Here is a 15159-nt window from a genome sequence, read left to right as displayed (position 1 = left end):
TGTGGTACATGTTCACACGGATATGGTTCACGCGTTCGTGATGGTGAAGGTGGGCGGGGACGCGGACACGTCCGGCGTCGCCGACGCGGTCTCCGGGATCGAGACCGTGACCGAGGCGCACGTCGTCGCCGGCGACTTCGACGTGGTCGCGGAGGTCGACGCGCCCGACATGTACACCGTGCTCGACACCGTCGCCGACGCGGTCCGCGGCGTCGACGGCGTCACCGACACGCGGACGTACGTGTCGATGACGGAGTAGCCGACGGGGCCGCAGCCGGGACGGTCCGGCCGGCGAGCGAACGCCGCGGGCACCCGGTGAGTGGCGAGCCCCCCGAGCTGGAGACGCGGGCTACCGGTCCAGCTCGTACGCCTCGGGGTGCTCCTCCGCGAACGAGCTCGCCGCCTCGCGCTGTCGGCGCACGTCCGCGGGGAGGTCCTCGGACAGCGAGTCGAACATCTCCTCCGGCTCCGGTCGCGGCACCGCCTCGGCGGTCTCGACGGCGTCGGCGAGTTCGTCGTTCGCCTCGTCGGTGACCGCCTCGAGGAACTCGTCGTCGGCGACCCCCTGTTCGCGACACCACTCGCCGAAGCGATCGAGCGGGTCGCGAACGCGCCACTCGGGCAGGTCCGGGTCGCCGTCGCGGTACTGGCTCGGGTCGTCGGCGGTCGTGTGGGCGCCCCGACGGTACGTCAGCGCCTCCACGAGCACCGGGTCGCCGTCGCGGGCGCGCTCCAGCGCGTCCTCGACGACCGCCCGCGTCGCGAGCGGGTCGTTGCCGTCGACCCGGACGCCCTCGATGCCGTAGGCGTCGGCCTTGACCGCGATCGACTCGCTGGCGGTCTGGCGATCCCGGGGCAGCGAGATGGCCCACCCGTTGTTCTCACAGAAGAACACGGTCGGGGCGTCGAACACGCCCGCGAAGTTCAGCCCCTCGTGGAAGTCGCCCTCCGAGGTCGCGCCGTCGCCGAAGCAGACCAGACTGGCCCAGTCCTCGTCCGCGTAGTTCGCCGCCATCCCCGCGCCGGCGGCGTGCGGGAGCTGGCTGGCGATGGGCACCGCCTGCGGGAAGACGGGGACGTCGTGGTCGGAGTGGTACTCCGGGAACCCGCGTCGGAACAGGAGGATGTCGCTCATCGGGACGCCGCGGGCGATCTGGAGGGCGTTCGAGCGGTAGGTCGGGAAGAGGTGGTCTTCCTCGCGCATCGCGTGGGCGGCGCCGACCTGCGCGGCCTCCTGCCCCTCGAACGGCGGGTAGCCGCTCATCCATCCGCGCCGCTGGAGGGCGAGCGCGCGCTCGTCGAACCGGCGGGTGCGGACGATGTCGCGCAGGGCGGCGCGGGCGTCCTCGGCGTCGAAGCGCGTCTCGTCCAGGTCGCGTTCCCCGACGATCCGCGTCACGTCGTCGCTCATGGCACCACCTGCCGCGGCATCCGGCATAAATTGCGGCGGGACGGCGGCGGCTCGCTCGCCCGCCGGCGACTCGCCGGCCCGACAGGCCAAAGAGCGCCCGACCCCAAGGCGGGGTATGGTCTCTGCGCTCGCGCTCGTGCTCACCGTCGTCGCGCTCGCGGTGAACACGCTCGTCGTCGCGGTGCTCTCGCGCTTCTTCCGGATCCGGCTGAAGACGCAGTGGGGCTGGGTGACGTACACGATGCTCGTCTCGCCGGTCGTCCTGCTCGTGCTCGGGCTGATCCAGGGCGTCGTGATCCAGTCCCCGCTGTTCGAGGGGGCCGCCGGCCTGTTCCTCGCGGTCTTCGTGGGGGTTCCGCTCGCGCTCGGGTTCACCATCGACCTGCTGTACGTCCCGCCGCCCGAGGAGTACGACCTCCCGGCGGCGGAGTAGCCGGCTGGTCACCTGCGGAGTAGCTGGCCGAGTTCCCGCGGAGTAACTGGTCCATCACCGGTGGTTCTCCCGCTCCCGTTCAGGGCGTACTCTCGTTCTCCGTTCTCGTCTCCCCCTCCGCGCCCGCCTCGAGGGCCTCGTCGACCCACGCCGGCGGCGCCGCGTCGGTGTCGCCGGTCGTCACGCGGAAGCGCTCGACGACGGTCGCGGTGACCGACTCGTTCCCGGACCCGTACGTCGCGGTGTAGCGCACCTCGTATCCGCGGACGATGCCGTCGTCGGTGACGTACGCCGTGGCGTTGAACTCCTCCACCCGGTTTCCGTCCCGGTCGAGCCGGTCGTGTTCGGCGACGACCACGAACAGTCGCTCCCCGGCGACGGCGACGGTGTCGGCGACCCGCGGGGTCGTCCCCTCGAACGCGGAGCGAACCTGCTCCTCCCCGCTGTCGTCGGCGTTCGCGACCGTCGGCGGCTGACCCGGGACCGCCCGATAGCTGACTCCGCCGTCGTCGCCGACCGTTCGCAGCGCGGTGACGCTGCGGTTCGTCCAGAACGCGAACGCGCGGATCGGCGGCCCCTCCTCCCCCGGCACGCTTCCGTTCCGGACGTAGCTCGCCCCGAGCCGGACGCCCGCCCGCTCGACGACGCTGTGGCGCGTCGACAGCACGGTCCCGTTCGCCGCGACGACGGTCCGCCGGAACCGGACGGTCGAGTTCACGTCGCGAAGCGCCCGGTCGTGACTCGCCGCGAGCGTCGTCACGTCGACGGCGTCGGCCGAGACGCCGGGCGGGTAGCCCGGCTCGGGCGTCGGCGTCGGTGACGCGGTCGGCGTGCTCGCGAGCGCGGGGTTCACGGTCCGGCCGCCGTCGCCGCCGCCCCCGGCGCCGCAGCCTGCGAGGAGGACGAGGAGGGCGAGCGCGACCGTGCCCGCGGCGTGTCGCATACCGCCGCCACGGGCCCGCGATGAATAAGTTCGGATGGTGCCGGCGGTCGGGGATGCGACGGGCGCTCGGTGCGGCCGACGCCCGGCGTCACTCGGCAGTCTCGTCGACGGCCTCGCCGCGTCCACCCGCCTCGGCGCTCGCGTTCGCCAGCGCGCGATCGACCCACTCGGGACGGGGGACGGTCGTCGAGCCGACCGCAGTCGTCCGGATCTCGATCCTGACGACGCCGGGGTCGTCGCCGAGGAACACCTCGTATCGGAGCGTCAGCGACCGGACCACGCCGTCGGCGCCGATACGTGCACGGAGTCGGACCGACGTTCGATCGGGGAGTCCGGCCCGCTCGATCCGACCTGCCTTCCCCCGAAGCACGGTCACGGTCCCGCCGTCGGTCGACTCGGTGCCCGCGTACTCGGGATCGGTGTCGAGGAACGCCGCGTACAGCCAGGCGCCGCCCGTCGGATCGACCCCCGTCGGGGTCCCCGGATCCCCCGGCCGCCCCTCCAGACTGACGGCACCCTCCCAGTCCGTCCGTCGACTCGCGCCGGCGGTCGCGTTGCTCCAGTGGGCCGACCCGAGGCGGTCGTCGCCGCGGACGCGTTCGAACGTCGAGAGGGTCCGCGAGCCGTTCACCAGCGTTCGCGCGCGACTCCGCTCGACCGTGCCGTTCGGCCCGGCGACGGTTCGCGTGAACGTGACGGTCCACGAGCCGTTCGCCAGCGCCGTGCGGTGGGCGTCGACGACGCGCTCGACGGTCACGCCGCCGCGATCGACGCCGGCCGGGAACCCGCCCGGCGGCGTCGGCGTCGCCGTCGGCGTGTCCGCGAGCGCGGGGTTCACCGTCCGGCCGCCGGCGTCGTCGCCGGAGCCGACCGCGTCCGCACAGCCGGCGAGCACGAGGAGGAGCGCGAGCAGGAGGGCGGCGGCTTCGCGCCGTCCGACGACCGGATCGCGGTCGCGACGCGACATGTCCGAACCACGGACCGGTCCGACAAAAACGAGCGGGTGCGAGTCCGGCTCCCGTGGTCTCAGCCGTCGTCGCTGTCGCCGTCGCCGTGTGCCTCGACGAGCCGTTCGACGGCGTCCTCCACGGCGTCGAGGACCTCCTCGGGCGAGCGGGCGGCGTCGACGCGGACGAACCGCTCGGGCTCGGCGTCGATCAGGCGCTCGTAGTTCGACTGCACCTCCGCGAGGAACGAGGCGCGCTCGAACTTGTCGGTCGCGCCGGCGCGTGCGGCCGCAGTCTCCGGGTCGACGTCGAGGTAGATCGTCGCGTCCGGCTCGCGGGTGAAGGCGCCGTGGATGCCGCGGATGTATTCGAGCGGCCGCTGGAGGTCGGTGTCCGCCAGGCTGGCGGCCTGATAGGCGTACCGCGAGTCGGTGTAGCGGTCGGAGACCACCAGATCGCCGTCGGCCAGCGCCGGCCGGACCACCCGCGAGAGGTGATCCGCGTGGTCGGCGACGTAGAGGAACAGCTCGGCCAGCGGGTCGGCGTCGTCCTCGCCGAGCGACCGGTAGACGGCGTCTCCGTACCACGAGTCGGTCGGCTCGCGGGTGAACGTCGCGTCGGGATAGGCGTGTCTGAGGGCCTCCCAGGCGGTGGTCTTCCCGCTCCCGTCGAGCCCTTCCAGCGTGAGGAGCATCTGTCGTGTCGGTCGTGCTCGCGCCGGGGGCTTACCGCTTGCGTGTCGTCCGCGACCGCCGACACGCGGGCGGGCGAGGGGACGAGCTACGGCTCGACGACGAACCGGGCGCCCCCGAGGCGGTCACCGTCCTCGATGCGGACGCTCCACCCGTGGGCCTCGGCGACGCGCGCGACGATCCCGAGGCCGAGTCCGGTGCCGTCGCGGCCGGAGTAGCCGACGCGGAACACCGCGCCCCGCTCGTCCTCGGGCACGCCCGGGCCGTCGTCCTCGATCGCGAAGCCGCGACCCCCGTCCACGTCCGGATCACCCTCGGTGTCGGCGTCGCTCACGAGCACGCGCGGCGCCTCGCCCGCGTGTTCCACCGCGTTGCGGAAGACGTTCTCGAACAGCTGCGCGAGCAGTCCCGGGTCCGCCTCGACGGTCCCGGTCACCTCGACGATCAACTCGGCGTCGCCGGTCTCGACGGCGCCCCACGCACGCTCGGCGGCGGTGGCGACCGACAGCTCCCGGGCGTCGTCGGCCGTCTCGCCGACCGCGAGTCCGCGGGCGTCCTCGACGATCGCGTCCATCCGGTCGAGCGCGTCGCCGACGGTCTCGAGGTCCTCCGCGACCGCCGTGTCCTCGGTGCGCTCGCGTGCCATCCGGAGGCGGCCCTGTGCGACGTTGAGGGGGTTCCGGAGGTCGTGTGAGACGACGTTCGCGAACTCCTCCAGCCGCTCGTCCTGCGCGGCGATGGTCGACGCCTGCTCTCGCAGGCGGTCGGACCGCTCCGCCCGGTCGAGCGCGGCGGTCGCGTTGTCCGCGAGCACCCGTGCGAGCTCTCTTCGCCGGCCGTCGAGCGGCATCCCCTCGGGGAGCGCGACGGCGAAGGTCCCGTGATCGCCCAGCGGGTACACCGCGGCCTCCGAAAACGCGGGTGCCGCCTCGGCGGTCACCGTGTCGTCGATCTCGTCGAACACCACCGGCTCGCCGCGCTCGAACGCCTCGCGCGCGCGTCGCTCGCCGTCCGCGTCCCCGCCCACGCCGATGTCCCGCGCCGCGGCGTCCGACACCGCAGCCAGCGGGATCCCGTCGTCGTCGCACAGACGGACGCCGCTGTAGGGGATACCCAGCACGGACTCGGTGGCGTCGACCACGACGCCGGCGATCGCCTCGGGATCGTCCGCCGCCTGCATCGCCCGTGTCGCGTCGTGGAGCCCACGAAGCCCGCGTCGGTCGGCGGCGGCGTCGAGCGCGGCGGTCGCATCGGAGACGAGGGTTCCGAGGAGCGACTCGGTCCGATCGTCGAAGCCGCGATCGTCCAAGGTCGCCACCGCGGCGACGCCGTGCGTTCCGAGTGGGAGATACAGCGCGTTCGAGACGGGATCGGCGTCCGTTTCCGACAGGGGGCGCTCGACGTACTCCCTGTTTCCTGTCGTGTACGCGCGCCACGCCGGGCTCCGGTCGTCGCCGCGGCGGTGGTCGTCCCACCCGTCGAGATACGGGGTCGCGTCCGACGCGGCGGCGATGACGTGGAGCGCGTCCCGCCGGGGATCGTACACGCGGACGGCGGCGAGCGTGATGCCCAGCTCCTCCACACAGGTATCGACGAACGCCTCGGCGACGGCGTCGACGTCGTCGGCGCGTGCCATCCGCCGGCCGACGCGACGCAGCGCACGGAGGTCCGGGTCGCCATCGGCGACCTCCGATCGGTTGGCCATTACGGCCTTCAGGCGGGTCACACGGATAAGCACGTCCCCTCCTTCCGTTCGACGGACACGAGTGTGGACGCGGCTCCCGAGCGAGGAGCTGCTGGCGGCGGTCAGGCGGTCGGCTGGCCGGTCACAACAGGAACGTCGTCACGAAGAGGAACACCCCGACGGCGAACGCCGCGATCAGCGCCAGCCGCCAGGCGATACTGAGGACGACTCGACCGACGAGCAGGACGACCAGAAACCCGACCAGCGCGAGGAAGACGGTCCCGAGCGTCGAGTCGAGCGGTCCGGGAAGCTGAAGCAGTGCGGCGGAGGCGGCGAACGCGAGGGTGCTCATTGCGGTCACGACCTCGCCTACACATCCGACTGTGGTATCCCTTTCCCCCACGTGAATGACACGTGTTTCGGGAGACTGGGCGACGACTCGAACCGGTCGACGCCGTCGAACGCCGCGGCGATCGGTTCACGAGCGGCCACGGATACGGGGGTGTGACGAAATGATCGCGCCTTCGACCCCCGTCGATCACGCGTTCGACTCCGGTCCCTCGTCTGCCTCGACTCGCGTCTCCCGATCTCCTGATCGTTCCGATCGTTGACCACTTTCACTCCGCTCTGAACATCCTTATACCGACGCTCGTACAACGCCCATACGGACCCGATCAGACGGGCTTGGACTCATACCGTAAGCCGCGCCTATGTCAAGCTCGTTTGAGTTAACACAACTCTACCGGAACCCACGCCGTTTATGAGCGTGGGTCCGGTACAGAACGTCCGTCCGAACCCACAATGGAACGCCACGATATCCACACCGACGTCTGCCGATCTGTCGGCGAGAAACGGGGGGAGCGCGACGAATGAGTCGCGCCGATCTCGACGCCGACGAACTCGAACTGCCGATCAAACGAACCGAGGGGGACACGCTGCGAGAGCGACTCACGTCCAACGCCTACGACAACATCCTGCCCGCCCGCTACCTCCGCAAGGACGCGGACGGAAACCCCGACGAGACGCAGGAGGAACTGTTCGAGCGCGTCGGTCACAACGTCGCGCTCGCGGAGGCCGTCTTCGGGGCCGACGAGCCCGTCACGGTCACGCCCGACCAGATCAAGCCCGATCACCCGCGCCGCGACGAGCTCGCCGAGGAAGTATTCGGTGCCGGGGTCACGGCCGACGACGAGGACGCCGAGACCGAGCTGACCGTCTACAACGTCAACAAGTTCGCCTACGAGACGGTCGTCCCCGAGCTTCCCGACGACGTCCGCCAGCACGTCGAGGAGACGGCCGACGAGTTCCAGGAGCTGATGGAGCGGCTCTCGTTCATGCCGAACTCGCCGACGCTGATGAACGCCGGCGACGAGCTCCAGCAGCTGTCCGCCTGCTTCGTCGACTCCCCCGAGGACGACATCGACGACATCCACCAGACGGCCAAGGAGGCCGCGCAGGTGTTCCAGTCCGGCGGCGGGATGGGGTACGCCTTCTGGCGGCTCCGGCCGTACGGCGACGCGGTCGGCTCGACCGGCGGGATCGCCTCCGGGCCGATCACGTTCATGCGAACGTTCGACCAGATGTGCGAGACGATCGCGCAGGGCGGCGCGCGTCGCGGCGCCCAGATGGGCGTCATGCGCGTCTCGCACCCCGACGTGATCCAGTTCCTCCACGCGAAGAACAAGGACGTGAGCCTCGCGAACACGCTCCGGCTCAACGACCCCGACGACTTCACGCACACGTCGTTCGCGGACGCGCTGGAGGAGGCCCGCGAGCTCATCGACGACGACGGCAAGGTGCCCAAGCACCTCCGCAACGCCGTCGAGGGCCACCTCTCGAACTTCAACATCTCCGTCGGCGTCACCGACGACTTCATGGACGCGCTCGACGCCGGCGAGGAGTTCACCTTCACCAACCCGCGCACGGAGGAGCCCCACGTCGCCACCCCCGAGACGAAGGAGCTGTACGACATGTTCGGCCTCGGGGAGTACGTCGAGGTCGGCGAGGTGCTGTCGGTGCCCGCCGAGGAGATCTGGGACCAGATCGTCGAGGGCGCCCACGAGAACGGCGAGCCGGGCGTCGTCTACCTCGAACGCATCAACAAGCTCCACAGCTTCGACGTGGAGGAGCACCCTGACCACCGCATCCTCGCGACGAACCCCTGCGGCGAGCAGCCGCTGGAGGAGTACGAGGCGTGCAACCTCGGACACATCAACCTCTCCACGCTCGCGGACCTCGACGCGCCCGACTGGCGGGTGTGGGCCGAGGAGCACGGCGACGAGTACGACACCGAGTCCGCGGCCGTCGAGGCGTTCCTCGAGGAGGCGATCGACTGGGAGGAGTTCGACTACCGCATCGAGATGGGGACGCGCTTCCTCGAGAACGTCGTCACCATGTCGGACTTCCCGGTACCGAAGATCGAGGAGAAGGTCCGCGACATGCGCAAGATCGGCCTCGGCGTCATGGGGCTGGCGCAGCTGTACATCCAGCTCGGCGTCCGCTACGGCTCCGAGACGGGCAACCTGATCGCCGAGGAGCTGATGACCCACATCAACCACGGGTCGAAGGCCGCCAGCCACGACCTGGCGGAGGAGCGCGGTAGCTTCAACGACTGGGAGGACTCGAAGTACGCCGACCCCGTCCGCTACGCCGACTGGTTCGAGCAGTACGTCGGCGAGGACCCCCACGACTGGGAGGACGGCTACCCGATCCGCAACCACAACACGACGACGATCGCGCCGACGGGCACCACGTCGATGGTGGGTAACACCACCGGCGGCTGCGAGCCCATCTACAACGTCGCCTACTACAAGAACGTCTCCGACGACGTGCAGGGCGACGAGATGCTCGTCGAGTTCGACGACTACTTCCTGCGCACGCTGGAGGCGAACGACATCGACGTCGACGCCGTGAAGGAGGAGGCCCAGGAGCAGATGGCGACCAACGAGTTCGACGGCGTCGACGGCCTGGAGACGGTGCCGGACGCCATCGGCGAGCTGTTCGTCGTCACGGGCGACCTCACCGCGAAGGACCACGCCGGCGTGCAGGTCGCCTGCCAGACGGGCGTGGACTCGGCCATCTCGAAGACGGTGAACGCGCCCAACGACTCGACGCTCGAGGACGCACAGGAGGTCTTCGAGTACATCTACGAGCACGGCGGCAAGGGCGTCACCTACTACCGCGACGGCACCCGCTCGAAGCAGGTGCTCACCACCCGCGCCGACAACACGGAGTTCGCCGACGAGAGCGAGGCCGCCGAGGCGCTCGTCGAGCAGATCTCGGAGGTGTTCGGCGGCCTCGAGGCGTTCCTCGACAACGAGGACGTGCAGGCCGCCCTCGACGAGGAGGTCTCCGAACTGCTGAAGGCCGCGGACGAGCGGACGGTTCACATCGACTACACCGAGAAGCGCGCCCGGCCGGACTCGCTGCGCGGGGTCACCCAGCTCATCGAGACCGGCTACGGGAAGATGTACATCACCATCAACGAGGACCCCGAGTCGGGCGAGCCGTTCGAGCTGTTCGCCAACATCGGCCACTCCGGCGGCTTCACCAACTCCTTCACGGAGTCGCTGGCGAAGGTCATCTCGACGGCGCTGCGCTCGGGGGTCGACCCCCGGGAGATCGTCGACGAGCTGCAGGGCACCCGGAGTCCCAAGATCGCCTGGGACAAGGGCGAGCAGATCCAGTCCATCCCGGACGCGATCGGCACGGCGATGCGCCGCTACCTCGACGACGAGGTCGAGAAGGGGTACCCCGAGCAGACGAGCCTCGACGAGGTCGGTGGGGGCGCCCCGACCGACGCCGCGACGCCCGAGTCCGACGGCGGCACCGCCGTCGGGGGTGGGGTCTCGGACTCCGGAGCGCCCGCGGACGCGACGGCGCCCGGTCCGGAGGACGCGGGCGACGTGGAAGCACAGTCGGACGCGGTCGACGAGCTCATCGCCAACGGCGAGTCGCCCGAGTGTCCCGACTGCGGCAGCATGACGCTGTACTACTCGGAGGGCTGCAAGACCTGCGAGTCGTGCGGCTGGTCCGAGTGCTGAGCCGAGACTGACCTCGGCGCCGACCGACCGCGACCGCGGGTTTCCGTTTTTCGTGCGCCGCTGGAGACCGAGCAACCGCTATCCTCGTCCGGCGCGTACCGATCGGGTATGCCCACGGTGGAGACGAACGACGTCGAGACGTACTACGAACGCCGCGGCGACGGCCCGCCCGTCGTGTTCGTCCACGGCGCGATCGTCGACCACACGCAATGGGCGCCGCAGCTCGACGCGCTCGCGGACGAGTACACCGTCGTCGCCTACGACGTGCGCGGCCACGGGCGGACGGGCGGCTCCGACCGGGAGGCATACAGTATCGGCCTGTTCGCGGAGGATCTGGCGGCGTTGATCGACGCGCTCGACCTCGATCGTCCCGTCGTCTGCGGGCTGTCGATGGGCGGGTGCGTCGCGATGACGTACGCCGCGCGGTACCCGGACGGGCTCTCGGCGCTCGTGCTCGCGGACACGTTCGGCCCCGTCCCGCTCACGCTCGGGGAGCGCCTCCAGCGCGCGTCGCTCCGGCTGACGATCCCGCCGGCACGGGTGGTGGGCTACGAACGCGTCGAGCGGGCGATGGTGTGGCTCCGGGAACGCGCCGAAGCGGGGATCGGCGGCGACTACGACCGGATCGAGGCGATCCGGGAGACGGGGCCGGCGATGTCGACCGCGGAGTTCGCGAAGGTGATCCGCGCGCTGGCGTCGTTCGACCGGACCCGCGTCGATCTCTCGTCGATCGAGGCGCCGACGCTCGTGTTGTACGGCGAGCACGACGCCGGATTCGTCCGCCGACAGTCGGCGGCGCTCGGGGCGCTGATCCGCGACGCGACCGTTCTGGAGGTGCCCGACGTGGGACACGCGTCGACCCTCGACCAGCCCGCGTTCGTCACGGCCGAGATCCGCCGCCTTCTGGAGCACGGCGACACGGTGAACTCCGGAGCGGGGTCCGGGTCGGGGATCGAGTTCGGATCCGGAACTCCGGACCCGGCGAGCGGCGTCGGCGACGCGTGAGCACGACCGTTCCGTGTGGGTCCCCGACGTGGAGTCGGCCGACGTTCACAACCGACCGGATCCCGGGTTGCCGTCGACCCGTCAGGCGGTCGGCGCCGCCGCCGCCGCCGGCGACTCGGCCTCCGCGAGCGGGAGCGTCACCGAGACGGTCGTCCCGCCGCCGTCCCGATCGGTCGCGTCGACGGAGCCGCCCGAGATCGTCGTTATCCGATTGATCAGCCACAGCCCGAGCCCGCTCGCCTTCTCCGGCGACGACTCGGTGCCGACGAGGACCGCCAGATCGTCGGGCGGGATCCCGGGGCCGTCGTCCTCGATCCGGAGCTCGACGGTCGAGGTCGCCGGATCGACGTCGAGATCCACGGCGAGTCGGGACCGCTCGTCGTCGGCGTGCTCGATCGCGTTCTCGATCAGGTTGTCGACCACCGAGGGGAACACCCCGACGGCCGAGACCGACACCGTGTCGTCCGGAAGCGACGTCTCGAGTCGCACCTCCGGGTGTTCGGTGCGGACCTGATCGATGCGGTCGCGGACCAGGTCGGTCAGATCGAACCGTCTGAACTCCGGACGCCCGTCGGCGAGCGTCTCGGCGAGCGCGGCCTGCTCGACGACCGAGAGCATCCCGTCGGTCCGCCTCGACAGCACGTTCAACGCCTCCCTCGTGGCGTCCGACCCCGAGTCGCCGATCTCCTCCTCGAGGAGCCGCAGGTAGCCGTCGATCACCGAGATGTCGTTCCGGAGGTCGTGCCGCAGGACGCGGTTGAGCACCTCGGCGCGTCGCTCGGCCGCCAGCCGCTCCGTGACGTCCCTGAACACGAGCACCGTCGCGTCGGTCCGATCGAGCGACCCGACGGAGACCTCGAAGGTCCGGGGAACGGTCGTCGGATCCGGGTCGGTGCGGGGCTCGCCATCCGACCCCCGGTCGACGGTGGCGTCCCGCCGAGCGCTCCCCTCCCCCGGGTTCCCGGCGTCGTCCTCGGACTCGACCGTCACGGTGACGGTCCTCGTCCCCGTCGACGGCCGCGTCCGGATCGCCTCGACGAGTGTCGGCTGATCGCCGAACGTTTCGTCGACCGGTCGGCCGATCGGGTCGTCGCCGCCGAACAGTCGAGCGGCCGCCGTGTTCCTCGCGCGGATCGTCTCGTCGCCGTCGACGACCACGACGGGATCCGAGAGGTGGGTGACGATGTGGTCCTGCGCGACGGCGATGGAGTCGAGGAGCCGGTACCGGGTGATCGCGACGCCGGTGAGGATCGTCGTCACCGAGAACAACGCCGGCGTGAAGTCGATCGGCGGGCCCCCACTGCTGAGTGCGACGATGCTCACGATTCCGGCGATCATCGGCAGGAGTCCGGCCCCGAACACCGCGAGCCGACGCGACCGCGTGATCCCGTTCGAGCGACGGACGCTGCGAGCGAGCCGCCAGAGGACGTACATGTCCACCGTGAACGACCACAGGAGGAAGGCCCCGAACCCGATCCCCGGCGTCACCGTCGACCGGACGACCTCGCCGGTCGTCAGGGCGACGTCGGTGTAGATCAGTTCGTGTGCGGGGTTCGAGACCGCGAGCAGGGCGAACGCGAGCGGGACGCCCGAGACGATCGGGATCCGCCGCCGCGTGAGCCAGTGATCGTCGCCGGCGACCGCGAACGCGAAGATCGGCCACGACGCGCCGACGATCCCCGTCCCCAGCCACAGGAGGTTGTTGTACGCGAGGATCTCGGGGAGCGTCGACGCCCGCAGTTGGAGCGCGTACGACCACGACCACATCGTCGCGCCCACCGCAAGCCCGAGAAAGCCGACGACCTCGGGCCCGCCGAGGGTGACCGGGCGTCGCCACAGCACGAACAGGAGCACGGCAACGGACGCGGCGCCCCCGAGCACCAGGAACGGAACGGCGTAGGTGACGACTGACATTGTGGATTCGACTCGCCGACCGGCCGCAGTCGTCCCTCTCCCCGAGGGGATACATCGCGGCGCGGTCCGGACTACTATTCGTTCTCACTGACGTATCGAATTTAAGAATAACGCCCGTGCCCCGATCCTGTCGCGCGATCGAGGGCCGTCCGTCGCTCCCCCTCGCCGCGACGACGACGGAACCCGATCACGTTCGGGGCCGACAGCAACATCTGTTCGTGTGCGGCAGTTTATCAGGGCGGACGCCGACTCCGTGGTATGAGCAAGCAGGAACCGCCGGAGGCGACCCGCGACGGCGACGCCGACGGTGCGGCCGGCGACGACACGGGCGACGCCGACACGTTCGCCGGCGAGAAGGACGAGTCCCTCCGCAGTCGCGAGGTGACGGCGGGCGCCGAGCGCGCCCCGCACCGCGCGATGTTCCGGGCCATGGGCTACGACGACCAGGACCTCTCCTCCCCGATGGTCGGCATCCCCAACCCCGCCGCCGACATCACCCCGTGCAACGTCCACCTCGACGACGTGGCCGACGCCGCCCGCGAGGGGATCGAGGACGCCGAGGGGATGCCCATCGAGTTCGGGACGGTCACCATCTCCGACGCCATCTCGATGGGAACCGAGGGGATGAAGGCGAGCCTCGTCTCCCGGGAGGTGATCGCCGACTCCGTCGAGCTGGTCTCGTTCGGGGAGCGGATGGACGCGCTGGTGACGATCGCCGGCTGCGACAAGAACCTCCCCGGCATGCTGATGGCGTCGATCCGGACGGACCTCCCCTCCGTGTTCCTGTACGGCGGGTCGATCAGGCCCGGCGAGCACGGCGGCCGGGACATCACCGTCCAGAACGTCTTCGAGGGCGTCGGTACCTACGCCGAGGGCGACATGAGCGCCGACGAACTCGACGAGATGGAGCGTCACGCCTGCCCCGGCGCGGGCTCCTGTGGCGGGATGTTCACCGCGAACACGATGGCGTCCATCTCGGAGGCGCTGGGGATGGCGCCGCTGGGCTCGGCGTCGCCGATGGCCGAGTCCGAGGAGCGATACGACACCGCCCGGCGCGCGGGCGAACTCGCGCTGGAGTGCGTCGAGCAGGACCGCCGTCCCTCCGACATCCTGAGCAAGGAGTCGTTCGAGAACGCGATCGCGATACAGGTGGCGATGGGTGGGTCGACGAACGCCGTGCTCCACCTGCTCGCGCTGGCGGCGGAGGCGGACATCGAGTTGGACATCACGGAGTTCGACGAGATCTCCCGGCGCACGCCGAAGATCGCGAACCTCCAGCCCGGCGGCACGCGCGTCATGCAGGACCTCGACGAGGTCGGGGGCGTCCCGGTCGTGGTCCGTCGCCTGATCGAGGGCGGCTACATGCACGGCGACGCGATGACCGTGACGGGCCGGACGATGGCCGAGGAGATCGCCCGCCTCGAATCGGAGGGACACCTCCCCGCGGACGACGACATCGAGGCGGATTTCCTCTACACGGTGGACGAGCCGTACAGCGAGGAGGGCGCCATCAAGGTCCTGACGGGGAACCTCGCGCCCGACGGGGCAGTCCTGAAGGTCACCGGCGACGACGCGTTCCACCACGAGGGCCCAGCCCGCGTGTTCGAGGCCGAGGAGGACGCCATGGAGTACGTTCAGTCCGGCGAGATCGAGTCGGGCGACGTGATCGTCATCCGCAACGAGGGGCCCCGCGGGGGGCCCGGCATGCGCGAGATGCTCGGCGTCACCGCCGCCGTCGTCGGCGCGGGCCACGAGGACGACGTGGCCCTCCTGACGGACGGCCGGTTCTCGGGCGCGACGCGCGGCCCGATGGTCGGCCACGTCGCCCCCGAGGCCGTCGAGGGCGGCCCGATCGGCCTCGTCGAGGACGGGGACACGGTGACCGTGGACATCCCCGAGCGGGAGCTGTCGGTCGATCTGAGCGACGGGGAACTGGATGCGCGGGCCGACGCGTACGAGGCACCGGAGCCGCAGTACGCCGGCGGCGTGTTCGCGAAGTTCGCCCGCGACTTCGGCAGCGCGGCCAACGGCGCCGTCACGAACCCGAAGGCGAAGCGGGACTGAGTCGGCGACTCGGCGAGTCCGGC

Annotated in this window: 12 protein-coding genes; 5 read left to right on the top strand and 7 right to left on the bottom strand. The window is 70.8% G+C overall.

Translation table 11 applies throughout. The features are described 5' to 3' along the window. The first annotated feature begins 22 nt into the window (after positions 1-22). A complete protein-coding gene (locus tag GRX01_RS00480) occupies positions 23-259 on the top strand; it encodes an Lrp/AsnC family transcriptional regulator (RefSeq protein ID WP_159662331.1) in 237 nt (78 codons plus the stop codon). Positions 260-349: 90 nt separating this feature from the next. On the opposite strand, the gene GRX01_RS00475 is transcribed toward GRX01_RS00480, so the two are convergent. Further along, positions 350-1399, bottom strand: a complete 1050-nt coding sequence (locus GRX01_RS00475) for a thiamine pyrophosphate-dependent enzyme (protein WP_321167880.1) — start codon at positions 1397-1399, stop codon at positions 350-352. A 127-nt stretch (positions 1400-1526) separates the two neighbouring features. On the opposite strand from GRX01_RS00475, the gene GRX01_RS00470 reads away from it, so the two are divergent. Beyond that, positions 1527-1844 (top strand): hypothetical protein, encoded by a 318-nt coding sequence (locus GRX01_RS00470; protein ID WP_159662327.1) that lies wholly within the window; start codon positions 1527-1529, stop codon positions 1842-1844. Between the two features lie 79 nt (positions 1845-1923). Here the strand turns inward: GRX01_RS00470 and GRX01_RS00465 are convergent, their stop codons facing one another. The 5 genes from GRX01_RS00465 to GRX01_RS00445 all read right to left on the bottom strand — a co-directional run bounded on the left by GRX01_RS00465 (position 1924) and on the right by GRX01_RS00445 (position 6462). After that, the gene (locus GRX01_RS00465; protein WP_159662325.1) at positions 1924-2787 is read right to left on the bottom strand and encodes a DUF7537 family lipoprotein; all 864 of its coding nucleotides are present in this window, start codon (positions 2785-2787) and stop codon (positions 1924-1926) included. Between the two features lie 88 nt (positions 2788-2875). After that, positions 2876-3754 carry a DUF7537 family lipoprotein gene (locus GRX01_RS00460; RefSeq protein WP_159662323.1) on the bottom strand — a complete coding sequence of 293 codons (879 nt, stop codon included), beginning with the start codon at positions 3752-3754 and terminating at the stop codon, positions 2876-2878. A 59-nt stretch (positions 3755-3813) separates the two neighbouring features. Then, positions 3814-4428, bottom strand: coding sequence for a dTMP kinase (gene tmk / locus GRX01_RS00455; protein ID WP_159662321.1), 615 nt, complete (start codon positions 4426-4428; stop codon positions 3814-3816). Positions 4429-4514: 86 nt separating this feature from the next. Continuing rightward, a complete protein-coding gene (locus GRX01_RS00450; RefSeq protein WP_159662319.1) occupies positions 4515-6131 on the bottom strand; it encodes a sensor histidine kinase in 1617 nt (538 codons plus the stop codon). A 121-nt stretch (positions 6132-6252) separates the two neighbouring features. Then, positions 6253-6462: a hypothetical protein gene (locus GRX01_RS00445; RefSeq protein ID WP_159662317.1), complete on the bottom strand. Its 210-nt coding sequence runs from the start codon at positions 6460-6462 to the stop codon at positions 6253-6255. A gap of 517 nt (positions 6463-6979) precedes the next feature. Here GRX01_RS00445 and GRX01_RS00440 point away from each other — a divergent pair. Together GRX01_RS00440 and GRX01_RS00435 are read left to right on the top strand one after the other, a co-directional pair. Beyond that, positions 6980-10153, top strand: coding sequence for an adenosylcobalamin-dependent ribonucleoside-diphosphate reductase (locus GRX01_RS00440; protein ID WP_159662315.1), 3174 nt, complete (start codon positions 6980-6982; stop codon positions 10151-10153). Between the two features lie 108 nt (positions 10154-10261). Continuing rightward, a complete protein-coding gene (locus GRX01_RS00435; protein WP_159662313.1) occupies positions 10262-11158 on the top strand; it encodes an alpha/beta fold hydrolase in 897 nt (298 codons plus the stop codon). 81 nt (positions 11159-11239) lie between these two features. Here the strand turns inward: GRX01_RS00435 and GRX01_RS00430 are convergent, their stop codons facing one another. Next, positions 11240-13072, bottom strand: a complete 1833-nt coding sequence (locus GRX01_RS00430) for a histidine kinase N-terminal 7TM domain-containing protein (RefSeq protein ID WP_159662311.1) — start codon at positions 13070-13072, stop codon at positions 11240-11242. Positions 13073-13330: 258 nt separating this feature from the next. Here GRX01_RS00430 and ilvD point away from each other — a divergent pair, with 258 nt between their 5' ends. Continuing rightward, positions 13331-15136 carry a dihydroxy-acid dehydratase gene (gene ilvD / locus GRX01_RS00425; protein WP_159662309.1) on the top strand — a complete coding sequence of 602 codons (1806 nt, stop codon included), beginning with the start codon at positions 13331-13333 and terminating at the stop codon, positions 15134-15136. Positions 15137-15159 lie beyond the last annotated feature (23 nt).

Origin of the sequence: Halobaculum saliterrae (assembly GCF_009831625.1) — an archaeon.
In the GTDB taxonomy this organism is placed as follows: Archaea; Halobacteriota; Halobacteria; order Halobacteriales; family Haloferacaceae; genus Halobaculum; species Halobaculum saliterrae.
This window is presented reverse-complemented; position numbering and strand designations above follow the sequence as displayed.